This window comes from Paenibacillus allorhizosphaerae, from assembly GCF_042659105.1.
In the GTDB taxonomy this organism is placed as follows: Bacteria; Bacillota; Bacilli; order Paenibacillales; family NBRC-103111; genus Paenibacillus_G; species Paenibacillus_G allorhizosphaerae.
The window spans coordinates 131,447-149,426 of record NZ_JBHSRV010000012.1 but is presented as its reverse complement, the minus strand read 5'-3'; the positions used below and the strand labels follow the sequence as shown (position 1 = coordinate 149,426).

At 52.5% G+C, this 17,980-nt stretch carries 11 protein-coding genes; 6 read left to right on the top strand and 5 right to left on the bottom strand.

Going from position 1 to position 17,980, the window contains the following annotated elements; all coding sequences use genetic code 11:
- Positions 1 to 242 precede the first annotated feature (242 nt).
- Positions 243 to 2,768, bottom strand: coding sequence for a U32 family peptidase (locus ACFQI7_RS29875; protein WP_218102474.1), 2,526 nt, complete (start codon positions 2,766 to 2,768; stop codon positions 243 to 245).
- Between the two features lie 420 nt (positions 2,769 to 3,188).
- Between ACFQI7_RS29875 and ACFQI7_RS29870 the strand changes: the two genes are divergently transcribed.
- The 5 genes from ACFQI7_RS29870 (at position 3,189) to ACFQI7_RS29850 (ending at position 10,387) form a co-directional block, all read left to right on the top strand.
- Positions 3,189 to 6,437, top strand: coding sequence for an FG-GAP repeat domain-containing protein (locus ACFQI7_RS29870; protein ID WP_218102475.1), 3,249 nt, complete (start codon positions 3,189 to 3,191; stop codon positions 6,435 to 6,437).
- 148 nt (positions 6,438 to 6,585) lie between these two features.
- Complete coding sequence (locus ACFQI7_RS29865; RefSeq protein WP_218102476.1) at positions 6,586 to 6,837, top strand: acyl carrier protein; 252 nt, start codon at positions 6,586 to 6,588, stop codon at positions 6,835 to 6,837.
- Positions 6,838 to 6,841: 4 nt separating this feature from the next.
- Positions 6,842 to 8,041: a class-II aminoacyl-tRNA synthetase family protein gene (locus tag ACFQI7_RS29860; protein WP_218102477.1), complete on the top strand. Its 1,200-nt coding sequence runs from the start codon at positions 6,842 to 6,844 to the stop codon at positions 8,039 to 8,041.
- 94 nt (positions 8,042 to 8,135) lie between these two features.
- Positions 8,136 to 9,053 (top strand): hypothetical protein, encoded by a 918-nt coding sequence (locus ACFQI7_RS29855; RefSeq protein WP_218102478.1) that lies wholly within the window; start codon positions 8,136 to 8,138, stop codon positions 9,051 to 9,053.
- A gap of 182 nt (positions 9,054 to 9,235) precedes the next feature.
- Complete coding sequence (locus ACFQI7_RS29850) at positions 9,236 to 10,387, top strand: MBOAT family O-acyltransferase (RefSeq protein WP_218102479.1); 1,152 nt, start codon at positions 9,236 to 9,238, stop codon at positions 10,385 to 10,387.
- 55 nt (positions 10,388 to 10,442) lie between these two features.
- Here ACFQI7_RS29850 and ACFQI7_RS29845 read toward each other — a convergent pair whose 3' ends face one another.
- On the bottom strand, positions 10,443 to 10,736 hold the full coding sequence (locus ACFQI7_RS29845) for a hypothetical protein (protein ID WP_230415600.1): 294 nt from the start codon (positions 10,734 to 10,736) through the stop codon (positions 10,443 to 10,445).
- Between the two features lie 261 nt (positions 10,737 to 10,997).
- Here ACFQI7_RS29845 and ACFQI7_RS29840 point away from each other — a divergent pair, with 261 nt between their 5' ends.
- On the top strand, positions 10,998 to 11,966 hold the full coding sequence (locus tag ACFQI7_RS29840; protein ID WP_218102480.1) for a sugar phosphate isomerase/epimerase family protein: 969 nt from the start codon (positions 10,998 to 11,000) through the stop codon (positions 11,964 to 11,966).
- A 261-nt stretch (positions 11,967 to 12,227) separates the two neighbouring features.
- Here the strand turns inward: ACFQI7_RS29840 and ACFQI7_RS29835 are convergent, their stop codons facing one another.
- From ACFQI7_RS29835 to uvrB, 3 genes are all read right to left on the bottom strand, one after another.
- A complete protein-coding gene (locus ACFQI7_RS29835) occupies positions 12,228 to 12,443 on the bottom strand; it encodes a hypothetical protein (RefSeq protein ID WP_218102481.1) in 216 nt (71 codons plus the stop codon).
- Between the two features lie 246 nt (positions 12,444 to 12,689).
- Positions 12,690 to 15,572, bottom strand: a complete 2,883-nt coding sequence (gene uvrA, locus ACFQI7_RS29830) for an excinuclease ABC subunit UvrA (RefSeq protein ID WP_218102482.1) — start codon at positions 15,570 to 15,572, stop codon at positions 12,690 to 12,692.
- Positions 15,573 to 15,594: 22 nt separating this feature from the next.
- A complete protein-coding gene (gene uvrB, locus ACFQI7_RS29825) occupies positions 15,595 to 17,601 on the bottom strand; it encodes an excinuclease ABC subunit UvrB (RefSeq protein ID WP_218102483.1) in 2,007 nt (668 codons plus the stop codon).
- Between the last annotated feature and the right edge of the window lie 379 nt (positions 17,602 to 17,980).

Genomic DNA, 17,980 nt, shown 5'->3' with positions numbered 1-17,980 from the left:
CTATTAAAATTTCATTACAATATTTCCAGAAATGCTCCATTAAATTTTCTTTATAATTCATAGTTCCTATTGACTTTTGCTAGATTATAAAAAAATCGGGAAATTTATTTATATTTCTAAGGCCTTTCCAATAGCAGATCTATTAAATACAAATCATCAATTTCTATGAAAACTGCCTTCTGGCCCGCATAAAAAAACTCCCTCCGTCTCGCTAAAGACAGGAGGGAAGTCCCACTGCAAAATCACTTCACCAATTGACCACGCGTAACACCCAACTGATTCGTCGCCTTCAACGATTTCCACACATGGGTGCCGTTGATCTCGCCTTTCAAGGCGCGCTCATACAAAGAGAGCACCTCTCGCACTTTATCCGGCGTTTCCTCGAGAAACTCGACGCGATATGTCGATACGCCAAGCTCCATGAAATTGGCCAAATACTCGGCGCCGGATTGGTCGATCGCGTTGTACACCGTGTTGCGGCAGCCCTCATCCACCCGAACCGGGTGTGAGAAGCCGATACGGTCCTGCAGCGAAGCGCTGTGCTCCTCGCACGGGCGGCCGCAGTTCGTATAGTCCGTTCCTTCACTAAGGAACGTACAGTAGACGCAGTGCTCGGTGTGGAACATCGGCATATGCTGATGGATCACGACCTCGAGCTTCGCGGCGTCTGAACGGCGCAGCAGATCGACCATCTGCTGGATGTTTAAATCATACGACGGCGTTACGCGGGTAAGACCCGCTTCCAGAAACAGTGCCGCCGTCTTATGGTTGGCGACATTCAGCGAAAAGTCGCCGATCAGTTCCGGCCGAGCCGCCTCTGGGTGCTCGGCAAGATAGCGCATGAACCAGTAGACGGCGCCGGTGTTGCGAAGCAAGACGGCGTCCGGCCCCAGGTTCAGGATGTTTCGGAAATAGCCCGTTTCGCCGGGCATATGAATGCGCGGCGTCGCCAGCGCGATCCGCTTGCCCGCTGCATGGGCGGCCTCGACGGCGGCGGGGAACTGCTTGATGAACTCGAAGTCGGCGTAGACGAGTTCGACGTTCATCGAGCAGGCCGCCTGTACTTGCTCCAAGCTGCGGCATAGCGCCGTCAGCCGCGAGCGAGCCTGTCCGCCTGCCGGAGCGGCAGGCTCAGCCGCACGCGCCGGCGTGTCGCCGTACACGTCAACGCTGCGCTTCACGTAGGCGCGCGGCCGTTCCCGGTTCGCCGCGAGCAGTTCCGCCGCGGTCCGGCGCATTTGGTTCAGCTCGCGCATCGGCACAATCAGGTCGCCGTTCAAATGAACGTCGACCGAGGCCAGTTCAAAAATCGTCCCGCCAAGCCGGCCGAACTGTTCTTCGAACAGCGCGGCGTCCATCGGGCGCTTCTCTGCAGGCACCAAAGACAACTCCGACTCCACCGTCACGGAGTGTTCCGCTTCCACATCCGTCCAAACGCTTTTCAGCGGTTGGCCAACGGTTCCGGTTACCTTCACTTGAACCGGAAAAACGCGGTACGGCTTATCGGTTTCGAACGTTTGCCGCAGCCGCTTGTCCAAATGCGGGTCGTTCGTCTTCCATATCCGGTCCCCTACATGAACGCGTCCCAGATTCACGTCCTGACGTCCTGGCACAATTTCCACCAGTCCGCCCGGTGCCTCGCCCTCCAGCTTCGCACCTTTCCGGCGCAAATCGTAAACGCGGCCTCCTTCCTCTTTTTTCGTCGGATCGCCGGCATCGAATACAATCCCGTCGCCCCGCTTGAGCGGAGCTTCCAGCTCGCAGAGCACCGCGTCCCGCAGCACTTGCTTGACGCGCCCGAGATAAACGCCGCGGCTCTTTGGAAAGGTGCCGTCAACCAACTGCTTGTTGTTCGTCCCTTTCAAGAAACCGTAAGAAAAACCGCGCGAAAAGCTTTGCTCCAGCTCCCGCAGTTCTTCCTTGGTCGGCCTCACGTCCTGCCCATCAAAGTAACGGTCGATGGCGCTGCGGTATTTGCCCACGACATTGGCGACATATTCCGGGCTTTTGAGCCGTCCTTCGATTTTAAAGGAAGTCACGCCCGCCTCAATCAGCTCCGGCACCAGTTCCAGCGCCGCAAGATCTTTGGGCGACAGCAAATACGCCACATCTCCCATCGGCTTCTGTTCTCCGTCCACCATCAAATCGTACGGCAAACGGCATGCCTGCGCACACTCCCCGCGGTTCGCCGAACGGCCTCCCCACATTTCCGAAGTCAAGCATTGACCGGAATATGAAACGCAGAGCGCGCCATGCACGAAAACTTCCATCGGAAGCTTCGCTTGGTCGCCGATTTGTTTGATTTGTTTGAGATTATTTTCACGGCCGAGCACGACCCGCTCAATATCGAACGGCTTCGTAAACTCCACCGCCTCCGGAGAGGTGATCGTCATTTGCGTGGAGCCGTGAATCGGAAAGTCCGGCGATATTTCGCGAATCAGCTTCACGAGCCCAAGATCCTGGACGATGACCGCATCCACACCGGCGTCGATACAAGCATCGATCAAAATGCGCGCTTCTTCCAGTTCCTCTTCAAACACTAAAATATTGAATGTTAAAAACCCTTTTACTCCATATCGATGCAAGAAGGACATAATATCCGGCAGCTCGTCCATCTGAAAATTGTTCGCACGGGCGCGCGCATTGAATTTTTCCACGCCAAAAAAGATCGCGTCCGCCCCATTGGCGACCGCCGCCCGCATACAGTCCCAATCGCCCGCCGGAGCAAGCAGCTCTATATCCGATTTGCGAATGTTGTTTTCGCGCATAGTATTATCGTTCCTCCACAATGGCTAAGTTTCATAGGATACCCGGAAAGAGGGCTTAAAAACAGTACATCTTTCATAGTGTACCAGAAATGAGACTTGTAAACCATGCAGCCCAGAAGGCAGAGAGGCGGTAAGATTTTGAAAAAATCGCCATAGTACTCCGGGTATTTTTACGATGTGTTTGCTCCTTTTATAGCAAATTTGGTAAAAGCTCTTCTAAATCGCGTAAAAGGCATCAAGCATTGAACAATTAAGCAACTATAGATATAGAAGAAACCGGCCGATGTTAGTCAGGGGAAGACTCATTGATCATCGCATCACCGCACAATCCGAGCCGGCTCGACACAAGTTAACAAAGCCCGCCATCCGTGATATAATGGCAAAGTAGTGTAACCATGCGGCAATTGAGGGAATTTTTGAATGAAAAAAATGAAAAGCAAGGCCGTTCTAACGGTGCTTTGCGTGCTTGCCGCGGCTCTTGCGGTTTTTCTGTTTACAGCAAAAAAAGAGCTGACGGTCCGCATGCTGTACGCTACGGATGGCGATGCTTACGATCCTGCAGCATTCGGCCATCTCAGCCAGTCACTTGTCGCGAACCTTGATCTGGAGCGTGCGAGCTTGAACAGCATAAGCGGGCGAAAGCTGCAATCGTACGACACGGTTTATTTGGACCCGTCCCTGCATGAAAGCATGACCGATGCGCAGCGAAAGCTGCTGCAGGATTATGTCGCCAAGGGCGGACATTTGTTCCTTGAAAATCGTTTCGCCGATACGTTTCCTCCCGACTTTCTCGGGGCCAAGCAAGTCGTCGACGTACTACCTCCGACGCGGAATTTGAAACCCGGCGGCGAACTGGACGATACCGGCCCGATGCTGTACCCGGAAGTGGATTATAACCTGCAAGGGCTGCAGAAGCTGCTGAAGCAGTTTGCCGACACGTATTTCCGGCACGATACGGACAATACGCTCGCCCAGTTTTCCTGGGGCAAAGGAATCGTTCCTTCCACAGCCACGACGATCGCTTCCATGAACGGCGTTTCGCTGTATACGCTCAATCGGATCGGCGAAGGCACCGTATTTTTCAGCGGTACGCTGCTGCCCAACCGGTACTACTTGACCGGTTACGATTTGGCCAGCGGGATGGACCCGAAACTTGGCTTTGAAAAACTGGCGGCGGAACTCAATACGGCGACCGAGCCGGTTCCCGGCGCACTGTATTTTGACCGGAATCAATTGCCGGTCCAGCCTTACTTCCATTTTACGTTCGCAGCGGGCAGCGCTTTGTTCCGCTCCGAATATGCCGCCTTCGTCGCAAAAGAAACGTTCGGCTACAGCGTAAAAAAAGTGCTCGGTCCATACGGCCGTCCGGCCATGGCGCACCAAAATCATTTTGAGGCGCTCGAGGCGATTCGCGACGGCGAAGGCATCCAGTGGGCTGAGCTGCTGAAAAAGCACAAGCAAATCCCTTCATTCTCGCTCGTCCGCTCGTCATTCACGTGGGGACGATGGCAGGAATCGGTGGCCGTGCATTTGAACACGGGCACGAATGCGAAACCGGCGTTCGCCGGGGAAACGCCGAATTCGTTTTACTCCAGCGGCACGCGGCTTATGAGCGAGGATGGGCCGATTCGTCTGGCGAATTACCCCGAGTACAAGTCGCTCGGCGAACCGATCACGGTGCCGTATCGGGCTTATCCGGCGCTGGCCGATCTGGACGGCGACGGCAAGCCCGATCTGATCGTCGGCTCGGGCGACGGACAGATCTATGTGTACCGCGGCGCTGGCGGCGCGGCCGCGTCGGCCTATGCCGGGCAGCAGCTTCCGGCGGGCGTGCCTGCTCCCGCAGCCTTCGGCAAGCGGGAGCCTGTGCGGCTCTCGAGCGGGGCTACGCTCGCACCAGGCCCGTACGCCAGCGTAGCGGCGTACGATCTGAATGCCGACGGCCGGCCCGATCTGATCGTTGGCCGGCCGGACGGCACGCTCGCCGTCGCCTACGGCGAAGCCGGCGGCACGTTCACGGCGCCCGTCCAGCTGCTCGCGGACGGGCAGCCGATTCGCGGCGCTGCGCCAATCGCTGCGGCGGTAGGCGACGTCACCGGGGTCGGCATTCCCGACCTCGTGGTCGGGGATGCCGCCGGCAAGGTGACGGTGTACCATGGCGAGCGGAGCGCCTCCGGCGCGCTCGCCTTCGGCAAAGGCGCGGCGGCCGCGCAGCTGCCCGCGAAGTTTGCGGCGCCGTCCATCCGCGATATGGACGGCGATGGCAAGGCCGACCTTGTCGTCGGCAGCCAGGAAGGCGATCTGCGCATATACTTGCAGCAAGCCGGTGCAAACAGCGGAATCACTTGGCGAGACGCCGGATTGATCGAAGCCGCGAGCGTCAACCAGCTGGGAAGCCATGCGCTTGTCGGCGGGCATAATGCGGTCCCGTTATGGGCCGACCTGAACGGCGACGGCAAAGACGATCTGATCGTCGGACAGCTGGAATTCGGCATTCCGACGACCGTCGACGATCCTGGTTTTCCATATAAAAGTCAGCTGACCGAATTTATCGAATATACGAAAGCCCATAAGCTGGAACTGTACCCGCATTTGTTCGTTCATAACTTTACGAGCGATGCCCAGGAAAAACAGGAGATCGCTCTGCACCGCAAGGCGTTCGATACGCTCGGCATCCCTTGGCTCATGCCAGGCACAAATCAGCATACGTGGCGCATCAATAACCCGGACCGTGCCCAGACGCTGCGCAATGAAAGGGAAGCCGACATATGGTTCAATTTCGGCTTCAAGCCGGCCGACATTCGGCACGAGCCCCGTCTTGGCATCGAGTACAACTGGGGATTGCCTTTCCTGATGACGGACGGCTCCGGGCTTCCGGACATGAAACGTCCGATGCTCCTGTCTACGCCCGCGCCGGTGCTTCGTACCGATCCGCGTTATTCGACGGAAGATTTGTTCGAAGCTTATGTAGCCCAAGATATGCCAATCGATTATTTCGAGCATATCGAATATCATTTTCCGGCGAATACGCAGCCGCTTCTTGAATTTGTTCGGTACTTGGACAAGCTGCGCAATGAGTACAGCTATAACTTCATAACTGAGCCGCAAATGGCTAGAAGCTACATGAACACGCTAACGACTCGCGTCGATCTGTATCGTCCTTGGTACGAAGCCGTCGCTGACCGTCTGAAGAAAGCCGTCGGACTGACGGTAGAACCCAGCTTTCATGTGAAGCCGAACACATCGGGCGTTCCCGCTCAAGCTGCGGAATATAAAGGAACGATCGGGCTTGTCGTAGAGCCGGGTCAGCCTTATGCGGACAAACAACCGGTGACTGCCGCCGAGGTGCGCGACATCCGCGAAAACCGGCTGTACTTCGGAGCACAGGGCGAAACATCCGTCCGGTTCGCAAGCCCGGACCGTGCCGCGGCTGCCGAAGCAAAGCTTCACATTACACGTTCCAACGTGCCGTATGTGCTGCAAAAGTCCGGAGCGCAGTGGACTTTGACGTTAGACGCGCCAGGCATGCAGCAAATACAACTGAAGAGCGAGCAGTCGCTCTCCATTGAAGGCGAAGCGCTGACCGTTGATCGTGACGAAGCGAAACAAACTTATACCGTAACGCATTTTGGCGAGCCGGTGACCGTCACGGTCCGCATCTCGCCTTAAGGCTTCCGCTAGCTTAAAGTAGGTCGGTTAAACATAACTACATGGATCAACGCGCGGACGGTTCCGCCAGGCTTTTTGCAGCCCGGCGCCCGTCCCGCTCCCATGTTTCGGCATATCTCATTTTTTTCAAAATCAAGGAGGCTTACTTATGCAAGAGCTGCTGGAAGAGCTGGAAGCTCACATTAAGAACCGGTACGAAATCGAGGAAGACGATGATGAATTTACGCCGGATGTTCACTTATTCGATTACGGATATGTTGATTCAATCGGCGCTACTGCTTTGATCGCACACATTGAGAAAACATACGGCATTCAAGTGACCAATCAAGATTTGATGCTGTATCCGCTCAACACCGTCCGCGAAATCGCGCAATTCATTCACAATAAGAAGGCGAGGTAGTACCATGGAATGCATCGTATCATTGGAGGGCCTCGCCCCGAGCCAGCATGGCCAGCTTAAATATGCGGCCGCATTTATCGACGAAACGATTCAGGACATCACGCTGGAATCGAACCAAATCCGTATCGTGCACCAGTCTTCGAAGGGAAACGAGGTGATTGAGGACCGCGTGCGCCGTTTGATCGAGCGGTTCTCCCAAGGCGATTTCGGTTTTAAGGAAAATATTTTATTCGAACATCGTGTGGACACGCCGTACGAAGGCGACATTATTGCCGAACTGACGGAACGTAAGATCATTAAGGTGCTGGAACCCGGTCTGTTTATTTTCCGTGAGCCGTTCTCAAGCTTAATGCGTTTTCTCGATTACAGTTTCGTCACCAAAGTAGCAGGCCGTTTCGCCGGTGTGACGGAAGAGCATTACCCGGCGGTCATTCATGCCGATACGCTGAATAAAACGAATCATTTTACTTCGTTTCCGGAACATATTCACTTTTTGACGCACTTGCGCGAGGATCTCGACATCATTGAATCTTTCTCCCAATCGATTCGCGATGCCGGTGGCTGGAAAGAGGAAGGCCAGCCGCTCGATTTGAACCGGACCATGCCAAAGCCGAAGTTCACGATGAACCCTTCGACTTGTTATCACTGCTACGAAGGGCTGCAAAATGAAACGCTGGAAGGCGAAGGCCGCATCGTGACGGCGATTTCGAAGTGCCATCGCTTTGAATCGCGCAATCACACGGACTTCGGTCGACTGCTTGATTTCAGCATGCGAGAAATCATATTTGTCGGTAAGCCCGATTTTGTAAAAGAGCATCGCCTGCAAGCCATCGAATATTTGAAAGAGCTCGCCGTGGAGTGGAACGTGGACAGCATGCTGGAAATCGCCAACGATCCGTTTTTCACCAACGACTTCCAGGTAAAAGCTTCATTCCAGCGCAATCAGGAGATGAAGTACGAGCTTCGCTTGACGATTCCGCGAATCAACAAGTCGATCGCCTGCAGCTCCGTCAACTTCCACAGCAATACGTTCGGCAATGCATTCAACATCAAAATGGGCAAACGAAATGCCGTTACGGGCTGCGTTGGCTTTGGAATCGAACGTTGGGCTTTCGCCTTTCTGTCGCAGTACGGACTGGATGAAGCAGCGTGGCCTGCCGCCTTCCGCGAGCAGTATCATGCCTGGCAGCAAAAATCGCTGTAGACGTTCGACACCTTGATGGAAACCGACCTATAGCGCTAGACTGGCCTTTCGTGGCCAGCCTCTAATTTATCCATAAAGTGTGGTTTACAAACTTATGATTGCTTTTATAAGGAAAAACGGCTTTGTCCTGCTTCTGCTTGCCGCCTTCCTGCTGTCGGATTGGATCATCGGTTACTGGGATCCGATGGTTACGTCGCGGCGTTTTTATAAAAACGACTTCACCAAAACGTTGTTCCATCATCAGTGGCTGGATCACGGACCGGTCTTTTTCGGCAATTCCGCGGTCACCGGCGCTTATATCGAAGAGCAATCGAAATCGAAGCTGATCGAGATGGGTTTGTCGTACGGGAAGCTGACGGACTTGAAGGCAATCCTGGAGCAGGCGCGATTTCAGGTGGAAAGGCAGCTTGTCGTCGGCATTGACGTGCATACGATGATCGACAGCCTTGAAACGGACCCGACTTATCAGTGGTTCAAGCCGTGGTATCAGCCTTATGTATACACTTATCGGGACTATTTCCGCGATTCGGGTACGGAACTCGTAAAGCAGCTCTATAAAGGTACGGTTGAAATGAATCCGTCCGAGCTGATTGCCTATCAGCCGCGTTGGATCGATAAAGAATTGTACTTCGGCCAAAAGCCGGATGACGAGCTTCGTAAAAAGTGGGCCGACTATGACCAACGATTCGGCTGGATGTCGCAGCCGGATTACAAGGATAATCTCAACGCGTTGTCTTGGATCATCGATTACTGCAAAGCACATCAGCTTCAGCTGCGGGTAATTTGGATGCCATGGAACCGCGGTTATCAGCTGCCTCCTTACATGCCAGGTCTGCGAGAAGAAGTGAACCGCAGGCTTGCAACGGCTGGCGTTCCCATACTTGATCTGCTCTCGTCGTACGACCCAAAATATTTTCACGATCTCGTTCATTTGAGCCGACAAGAAGGTGCTCCCGTGTTTACGAAGGAGGTGGACGCATGGCTTGCTTCGCTCGCAAAGCCTTCGAAGTAATCGTTTATCTCGCCATGCTCATCATGGTGCTCATTTATTTTACCGGCAAAGGTTTGTTTATATATGAAGGCTTTTAATGGCTGGAGGCCTGCCTGTGCCGCATCAAGCACTTCCGTTGCACGATTGCGGCCGGCGTCGATGGGTCTTGGCATTGTCCGGTTCCGGCTTGGAGGTAGTCACGCATGTGGTATTTAAACATGAACGCGGTGATGGCGATATCCGGCATGGCCATTGTGCTGGCATGCACCCGCTGGTGGCCTGCAAATAAGCGCGTTTTGCTGCTCGCGTTCAACCTGTGCTTCCTGCTGTTGTTCAGCAAGAAGCTGTTCGCTTTCTATTTGGCCTATACGGCTCTCAATTATTTGGCCTTCCTGCTGCTGTGCTATTCGAAACGTTTCCGTAAAAGCTGGTTTATCGGGCTGATCTTTCTTAATGTCGCGGGAGTGTCGACGCTTCGCCTTTTCGGCATGGAGGTGTTCACTCACCCGCTGTTTGACGCCGTTATGGTGCTCGGTCTCATTTACAACGTGCTGAAAGTGATCGATGCACTGTATTTTGCATACTTTTTCGGCAAAGACGCCCGTGCACCCGTTCTCGATTATTTTAACTATATTTTGTTCATTCCGACGTTTACTTCCGGCCCGATCTTGAAATTTCGCGATTTTATGGCCGATACGAAGCAGCCTTATCGCATCGACGCGGCTCAAACGGAACAAAGCATCAAACGCATCATTCTCGGCATGTTTAAAAAAATCGTGCTCGTCACCTGGATGACCGACGTATTCAACCATTTTACTCAAGGCGAGCTGCATACGCACGAATCTTTATTTTTAATGATCTGGTTTTATGCACTCATCTTTTTTGATTTCTCGGGTTATTCGGATATCGCCGTCGGTTTCGGGCGGCTGATGGGCTACAATATTCCGGAAAACTTTAAAAAGCCGTTCATGTCACCAACGCTCACTCAATACTGGCGGAATTGGCATGCCACGCTTGGGGATTGGTTTCGCGACCATATCTTCATCTTCTTCTCCCGTCAAACGCCGACGAAGTGGACCGCCGCAGGCTTGTCCGTCCTCATTATGGTGCTGATCGGCTTGTGGCACGGGTTCTCTTGGCTTTATGTGCTGTGGGGCGTTTATCACGGAGTTTTGCTTGCGTTGGAAAACTTGCTGGGACGCACGACGGTGAACAAGAAGAAAGTATCCCGCTCGTATTTTTACGGTCGCTGCCTTTTGACGCAGCTATTCGTTACAGCGGCGGTCATTGTGTACGGCGGCAGCGAGGATACGGTCGTGAAGATATACAAAGGGCTTGTCCATTGGCCTTTTTAATGAATTAGGAAAAGCAGCATTCCCGTACTCAAGCGGGCTGCTGCTTTTTGCTTTTTTACGAGGCGTCCGACTGTTTGACCATCTGCTGTTCAACTTCGTCTTTTGCCATCGATTGTGCGATCGAACAATGTATATCGATCCCGGTCGTTGAGATGAATAGCTCCCCTATGTTTTGGTAAATGTTATTGCTGTCCTTCTTGTGTACCTGCACATTGCCCGACTTGGCATTGATGTTGAGCATCAACTGACCTGGCAGCTCAACGAGGCAATGAAACTTTTTAAAGCTGTTTGGGAAGCGAAGCCAGCTGCCTGATACGGTTTCAACGATTTGGGTGTCTTTAACGATCATCCGATCCGCCCTCTCTTTAAAAAGTTTGTTGTCCTTCCAATCTCATTGTATCGGATGCGCTCTGCAAAGAAACAGGAACACTGTCGATGCCGCTTGTCGAAGACAATTTTTTTAATTGACCTTTGTCTTGTTCCGCTCGAGCTGTCGAGAGTTGTCCGAAACTCACACTTTGAGATGCATGGAACTTAATGTTATAATTTGGGTTGGTATTGTGGATTGAACACGCGTACATCCTTTCTATTACTAATGGAGGTGCTTTACATGAAGTTAGGCGTATTTACCGTATTGTTTGGGCAAAAGTCTTTGGAAGAAGCTCTCGACTTTATCGCATCCAAAGGTTTGGAAGCCGTAGAAATCGGTACCGGCGGTTACCCGGGCAATGCGCATTGCAATCCGGATGTACTCCTTGGCGATGAAAGCAAACTGAAAGCATTCAAACAGGCCGTCCAATCCCGCGGTTTGACGATTAGCGCTTTAAGCTGCCATGCCAACCCGCTTCACCCGCAAAAAACGATCTCACAAGCGGATCAAAGCCTTATCCTGAAAACGATCGATCTTGCGCAAAAGCTGGAAGTACCTGTAATCAATACGTTTTCCGGTTGTCCCGGAGACTCCGACGATGCGAAGTACCCGAACTGGCCTGTCGCTCCTTGGCCGCCAGACTTCCAGGAAATACTCGACTGGCAATGGACGAATAAAGTGATTCCGTATTGGACGGAGACCGGTAAATATGCTTCCGACCGCGGCATCAAAATCGGGCTTGAGCTCCATGGCGGTTTCTCCGTTCATACGCCTGCAACGCTCTTGCGTCTTCGTGAAGCTGCCGGAGAGGCTATCGGGGCCAATCTCGATCCGAGCCATATGTGGTGGCAAGGCATCGATCCCGTGCAGGCGGTACAAATTCTCGGCCGTGCAGGCGCGATTCATCACTTCCACGCCAAAGACACGACAATCGATCCGATCAACGTCAACCGTTACGGGGTTACGGATATGCAGCCGTACACCAACATGTTGGATCGTGCCTGGCAGTTCCGTACCGTCGGCTACGGCCATGATCTGAAGACTTGGGCCGATATTATTAGCGCCCTTCGTTTGGTCGGATACGACTACGTCGTCAGCATCGAGCACGAAGACGGTTTGATGTCCGTAGAAGAAGGCTTCACGAAAGCCGTTCAAAACTTGCAGCAGATTCTAATTAAAGAACCGCTTGGAGAAATGTGGTGGGTGTAGCAGCACCTTATCGCAAGTTAGACCGCTAGGCTTTCTCCAGGGATCTCTGCCTAAAGATCAGACACCATGAGGCTGATTTAAAATGAAATAAGCACCTCTCGTATACTTGGAGAAAGTATAGTAAGAGGTGCTTTGTTTTTTTATGTATACCGGCTTGTACCATTTATCGTTCTTTACTCTTAAAAAAAGCCCCGGACAAGCGTGTGCGCATTTGCCCGGGACCTTCATTTTGGTTATTCTCTTAATCGAACTTAATGTGTACTACAGTCTTCCCATCCAGCCAAGCACCATAACAACGTCCATGGTCAAGAATACTGCCAAACTAACCAATCCAAAGCCGATCGCAAATGGGTTTTTCTTCGGTACGGCAAGCAGTCGAACGACACCGATCACGAGCACGATGGTGAACAAAATGACGAACGGATCAAATCCGGAGAACGTACTGGCCGTTGTTGCTGCCCCTTCAGCCAAAAACATGGAGAGACCTCCTTCTGTATACAGAAATGCTTAATTTCTATCTTAGCTTGACTGGCCTGGAAGTGCAAGCGGTTTGCCTTAGCTGTAACAACTTTGTCAACTTTATGTCGTCGGGTATGGAACCCAAACTCATCTTATACCATGTCCATTTCTTCTAATATTTATAACTTCGCCGTGACCATCCGTCTCCCGGCATGCCAAAGCGCCCTCGGCCTTACCCGACAGGCGCTCCTGCAAATTCGATCACTACACTACAGCTTCGTTCATGTCCTTCAATCTTCGGTTGTAATCCTCGGATCGGGCGCGATCCCGCTCCAAGACCGGTTTTAAATACTTGCCCGTATAGGAACCCTCTACCTTTATCACGTCCTCCGGCGTTCCGGTAGCAACGATCGTACCGCCCCGGTTGCCGCCCTCCGGCCCTAAGTCGATAATGTAGTCGGCCGTTTTGATCACGTCCAGGTTATGTTCAATGACGAGGACGGTATCGCCGTTCTCTACAAGTCGGTGCAATATTTTGAGCAGCCGGTCGATATCGTCGATGTGCAGTCCGGTCGTCGGTTCATCGAGAATATAGATGGTTTTGCCCGTACTTCTTCGGTAAAGTTCTGCTGCCAGCTTTACACGCTGCGCTTCGCCGCCGGATAGCGTCGTAGCAGGCTGTCCGAGATTCATATAGCCTAAGCCTACGTCAAGCAGCGTCTGCAGTTTACGATGAATTCTAGGGACATTTTTGAAAAATTCGCATGCATCCTCGATCGTCATTTCCAGCAAATCGGCGATGCTCTTTCCTTTATATTTGACCTCCAGCGTTTCCCGGTTATACCGCTTCCCTTTGCAAACTTCGCAAGGAACGTATACATCCGGAAGGAAGTGCATCTCGATCTTAATAATACCATCGCCACGGCACGCTTCGCATCGCCCGCCCTTGACGTTAAAGCTGAAGCGTCCCTTCTTGTATCCGCGCACTTTCGCTTCGTTCGTGGCCGAGTACACATCGCGAATATCATCGAATACGCCGGTATACGTTGCCGGATTGGAGCGTGGCGTTCTTCCGATCGGCGACTGATCGATATCGATCACCTTATCGACATGTTCCAGCCCTTTAAATTCCTTGTACTCGCCCGGGCGTACTTTCGCTCCATTCAATTCTTTCGCCAACGTCTTAAACAGAATTTCGTTGATCAGCGTACTTTTCCCTGAGCCCGATACTCCCGTCACGCTGCTAAATACGCCCAGCGGAATTTTAACGTTGACCCCTTTTAGATTATTTTCTTTGGCCCCTTTGATCTCCAGCCATTTGCCGTTCGGCTTCCGGCGTTCGGCCGCAATCGGAATAAACCGCTTGCCGCTTAAGTACAAGCCGGTCAACGAATTATCATTCTGCATAATTTGCTCCGGCGTTCCTTGGGCTACGACTTGCCCGCCGTGAATCCCGGCCCCCGGCCCGATATCGATAATATAATCGGCAGCCATCATCGTATCTTCATCATGCTCTACGACAATCAACGTATTCCCGAGATCGCGCATATGCTCGAGCGTCTTGATCAAACGATCGTTATCGCGCTGGTGCAGCCCGATGCTCGGCTCATCCAAGATGTAGAGCACTCCCATCAAGCTCGATCCAATTTGCGTGGCGAGTCTGATCCGCTGCGCTTCGCCGCCGGATAATGTACCTGCCGCGCGATGAAGCGTCAAATAATCCAGGCCGACGTTGACCAGAAAGCCAAGCCGCGCCTTGATTTCTTTAAGAATGAGTTGGGCGATTTGCAATTCTCGATCGGTCAAAGCGAGCGCTTCGGACCATGCCTGGGCCTCACCGATTGAGAGGGATGTCACATGCGCAATATTTGTGGCGTTGATCGTGACGGCGAGCGTTTCCGGCTTCAAGCGTTGCCCTTTACATTTGGAGCAAGGTTTGGCGCTCATATAAGTTTGGATGTGCTCCCGAATCCCTTCGGAGAACGTATCGCGATAACGGCGCTCCAAGTTGTTCACGATGCCCTCGAAGGCGACCATTGCTTCCTTCCGATGCCCAAAATCGTTCTCATATTTGAATCGGACCTTCTCCCCGCCCGTGCCGTAAAGCAGCTTCTGCATCTGATCTTTCGTCAGCTCGGATACCGGCTTGTTTTGCGGGATCCCATAATGCTCGCACACGGCGGCCAGAAATTGCGGATAATAATTCGATGTGCTTCCAGCCCAAGCTTCGAACGCTCCCTCATCAATCGAGAGCTTCGAATTCGGTACCAACAGCTCCGGATCGACGATCATTTTCAATCCCAAGCCGTCGCAATCCGGACAAGCGCCGAACGGACTGTTAAAAGAAAACATCCGTGGCGCCAGTTCCTCCATGCTGAAGCCGCATTCGGGACAAGCCAGATTTTGGCTGAACAGCAGTTCTTCCTTCTCCATTACATCGACGATTACACGACCGTCCGCCATCTTAAGGGCGGTTTCCAGTGAATCGGCAAGCCGGGTTTGCACGTCAGATTTCACTACGATCCGGTCGACGACGACTTCGATGCTGTGCTTCTTGTTCTTATCCAACTCGATCGGCTCCGACAGCTCACGGATCTCTCCGTTAATGCGAACGCGCACAAAGCCTTGCTTTTGGATGTCGGCGAACAGCTTGGTATGTTCGCCTTTCCGGCCGGAAACAATCGGTGCCAATATTTGCAGACGCGTTCGCTCCGGATACTCCATGATCCGGTCGACCATTTGTTCAACCGTTTGCGAAGTAATTTCGATTTTATGCTCAGGACAGTGCGGCCGTCCGATTCTCGCAAATAGCAGACGCAAGTAATCGTATATTTCCGTAACCGTACCGACGGTAGAACGCGGGTTGCGGCTTGTCGTTTTTTGATCGATGGAAATCGCCGGCGAGAGCCCGTCGATCGAGTCGACATCCGGCTTGTCCATTTGACCGAGAAATTGCCGCGCATACGCGGACAATGACTCGACGTATCTTCTTTGCCCCTCGGCATAAATCGTATCGAACGCGAGCGACGATTTGCCTGAGCCGCTGAGCCCCGTCAATACGACGAACTTGTCGCGCGGGATGGTAACGTCAATATTTTTTAAATTATGCGCCCGCGCGCCTTTAATTACGATGTTATCCCTGGTCACTTTCCACCCAACCTTCCCTTCGTTACAGCTCGGCCTTCAGCTCCATAACCGCATCGCGAAGCTCAGCGGCGCGTTCAAACTGCAGGTTTTTGGCTGCTTCCTTCATTTCCTGCTCCAACCGTTCGATCAGCGACATGCGGTCCTTCTTGGACATCTTCGCTTGTTTTACTTCGGTTAAATAGTCCGCCTTCGATTCGGCAACCTTCGTCGCCTCAATGACGTCTCTTACTTTCTTCTGTATGGTCTGCGGCGTTATGCCATGCTTTTCATTATAGGCCATCTGAATCGCACGGCGCCGGTACGTCTCCTGAATCGCTTTGGCCATGGAATCGGTCTCTTTGTCCGCATACATAATGACGCGGCCGTTAGCGTTCCGCGCCGCACGTCCGATCGTTTGAATCAGCGAACGCTCCGCGCGAAGGAAACCTTCCTTATCTGCGTCCAATATCGCGACAAGCGATACCTCCGGCAAGTCCAAGCCTTCGCGCAGCAGGTTGATGCCGACAAGCACATGGAATACGCCGAGGCGCAAGTCACGCAATATTTGCATCCGTTCGAGCGTCTTAATGTCCGAATGCAAATAGCGCACCTTAATGCCGATTTCTTTGAAATAATCGGTCAAGTCTTCGGACATTTTCTTCGTCAGTGTCGTTACGAGCACGCGCTCGTCTTTCTTGATCCGGTCCTGTATTTCCCCCAGCAGATCGTCGATCTGCCCTTTGGTCGGCCGAACCTCGATCTCCGGATCGATCAATCCGGTAGGTCGAATGATCTGCTCGACCATTTCAGGGCAATGCTCGATTTCGTAAGGTCCCGGCGTTGCGGAAATATAAACGATTTGCTTGACTTTCTGCTCAAACTCCTCGAAACGCAGCGGACGGTTATCAAGCGCCGACGGCAGCCGGAAGCCGTGTTCTACGAGCACTTCCTTGCGCGCCCGGTCTCCGTTGTACATCGCTCTAATTTGCGGCAGCGAAACGTGCGACTCATCCACAAGGATAAGCATATCGTCCGGGAAATAATCCATCAGTGTATAAGGTGTCGCTCCGCGTTCGCGGAAGGTGAGCGGTCCCGAGTAGTTCTCGATGCCTGAGCAAAAGCCCATCTCCTGCATCATCTCGATGTCGTATCTCGTCCGCTGCTCCAACCGCTGTGCTTCGAGCAGCTTGCCTTGTTCCTTCATCTCGGCGAGCCGTTCTTCGAGCTCCCTCTCGATATTAACAAGTGCGCGCTTCATCGTGTCTTCGTGCGTAACGAAGTGGGAAGCCGGAAATATCGCGATATGATCCCTCTCCCCGACGATTTCACCGGTTAGAACATCGATCTCGGTAATTCGTTCGATTTCGTCTCCGAACAGCTCGACGCGAACCGCATGCTCCCCCCGCGAAGCGGGGAAAATCTCAACGACGTCGCCTCTGACGCGGAACGTGCCGCGGACAAAATTCATATCGTTGCGTTGATACTGGATATCGATCAGATTATGCAATATGTCATTGCGCGAACGTTCCATGCCTACCCGCAGCGATAACACCAAGTCCCGGTATTCCATCGGGGAACCGAGGCCGTAGATGCAAGAGACGCTGGCGACGATAATGACGTCTCTGCGTTCGAACAAAGAGCTTGTCGCGGAGTGGCGAAGCTTGTCGATCTCCTCATTGATGCTGGAATCCTTCTCAATATACGTATCCGAAGACGGGATATACGCCTCCGGCTGATAATAATCGTAATAACTGACGAAATACGACACCGCATTGTTCGGAAAAAATTCTTTAAGCTCGCTGCAAAGCTGTGCCGCGAGCGTCTTGTTGTGGGCGATCAACAGCGTCGGTCTGTTCAGCTGGGCAATCACATGGGCCGCCGTGAACGTCTTGCCCGTTCCTGTCGCTCCGAGGAGCGTCTGATGTCGTTTCCCCGAACGTACGCCTTCCACAAGCCTGGAAATCGCCGCCGGCTGATCCCCCTGGGGGGTGTAGTCGGAGATTAGCTCAAACTTGCGGTCGCTGTAAATCACTTCATTTCTATTGCTCATTTCATCACCCATCCGCTATAAGAGTGTTTTCTTTTCTATCTAAACTTTTGTGTGCGCTTTTCCGATAAATAGTTATGGTTATTTGTGCAGCGTTCGACTTCGTTCGACGAAAGTTCTGCGGCAGCAAAGCAACCGGATTGTCGATAAACGTATTTTCTTAATAGGTTGAAGCTTTCAACTGATCTTAAAATAAGAAAAGCCCTTTATCACAGCCTCTTCGATGCAAACCATTGCGCGGGCTAATAATGAAGCTTTTCTCGAAAGATTAGAAACATGAACCTGTGGTTCAAACGAATGCTTTCCGACCTCATAAGAATATTTGTTCCCATATATTATACCTTTTTTCTCACTCTGTTGCAAACGAATCCCATTTCCTGTT

Coding starts and splice junctions, on each gene's coding strand:
- ACFQI7_RS29875 (WP_218102474.1), bottom strand. CDS start 2,768: ATGCGCGAAAACAACATTCGCAAATCGGATATAGAGCTGCTTGCTCCG.
- ACFQI7_RS29870 (WP_218102475.1), top strand. CDS start 3,189: ATGAAAAAAATGAAAAGCAAGGCCGTTCTAACGGTGCTTTGCGTGCTT.
- ACFQI7_RS29865 (WP_218102476.1), top strand. CDS start 6,586: ATGCAAGAGCTGCTGGAAGAGCTGGAAGCTCACATTAAGAACCGGTAC.
- ACFQI7_RS29860 (WP_218102477.1), top strand. CDS start 6,842: ATGGAATGCATCGTATCATTGGAGGGCCTCGCCCCGAGCCAGCATGGC.
- ACFQI7_RS29855 (WP_218102478.1), top strand. CDS start 8,136: ATGATTGCTTTTATAAGGAAAAACGGCTTTGTCCTGCTTCTGCTTGCC.
- ACFQI7_RS29850 (WP_218102479.1), top strand. CDS start 9,236: ATGTGGTATTTAAACATGAACGCGGTGATGGCGATATCCGGCATGGCC.
- ACFQI7_RS29845 (WP_230415600.1), bottom strand. CDS start 10,736: ATGATCGTTAAAGACACCCAAATCGTTGAAACCGTATCAGGCAGCTGG.
- ACFQI7_RS29840 (WP_218102480.1), top strand. CDS start 10,998: ATGAAGTTAGGCGTATTTACCGTATTGTTTGGGCAAAAGTCTTTGGAA.
- ACFQI7_RS29835 (WP_218102481.1), bottom strand. CDS start 12,443: ATGTTTTTGGCTGAAGGGGCAGCAACAACGGCCAGTACGTTCTCCGGA.
- uvrB (WP_218102483.1), bottom strand. CDS start 17,601: ATGAGCAATAGAAATGAAGTGATTTACAGCGACCGCAAGTTTGAGCTA.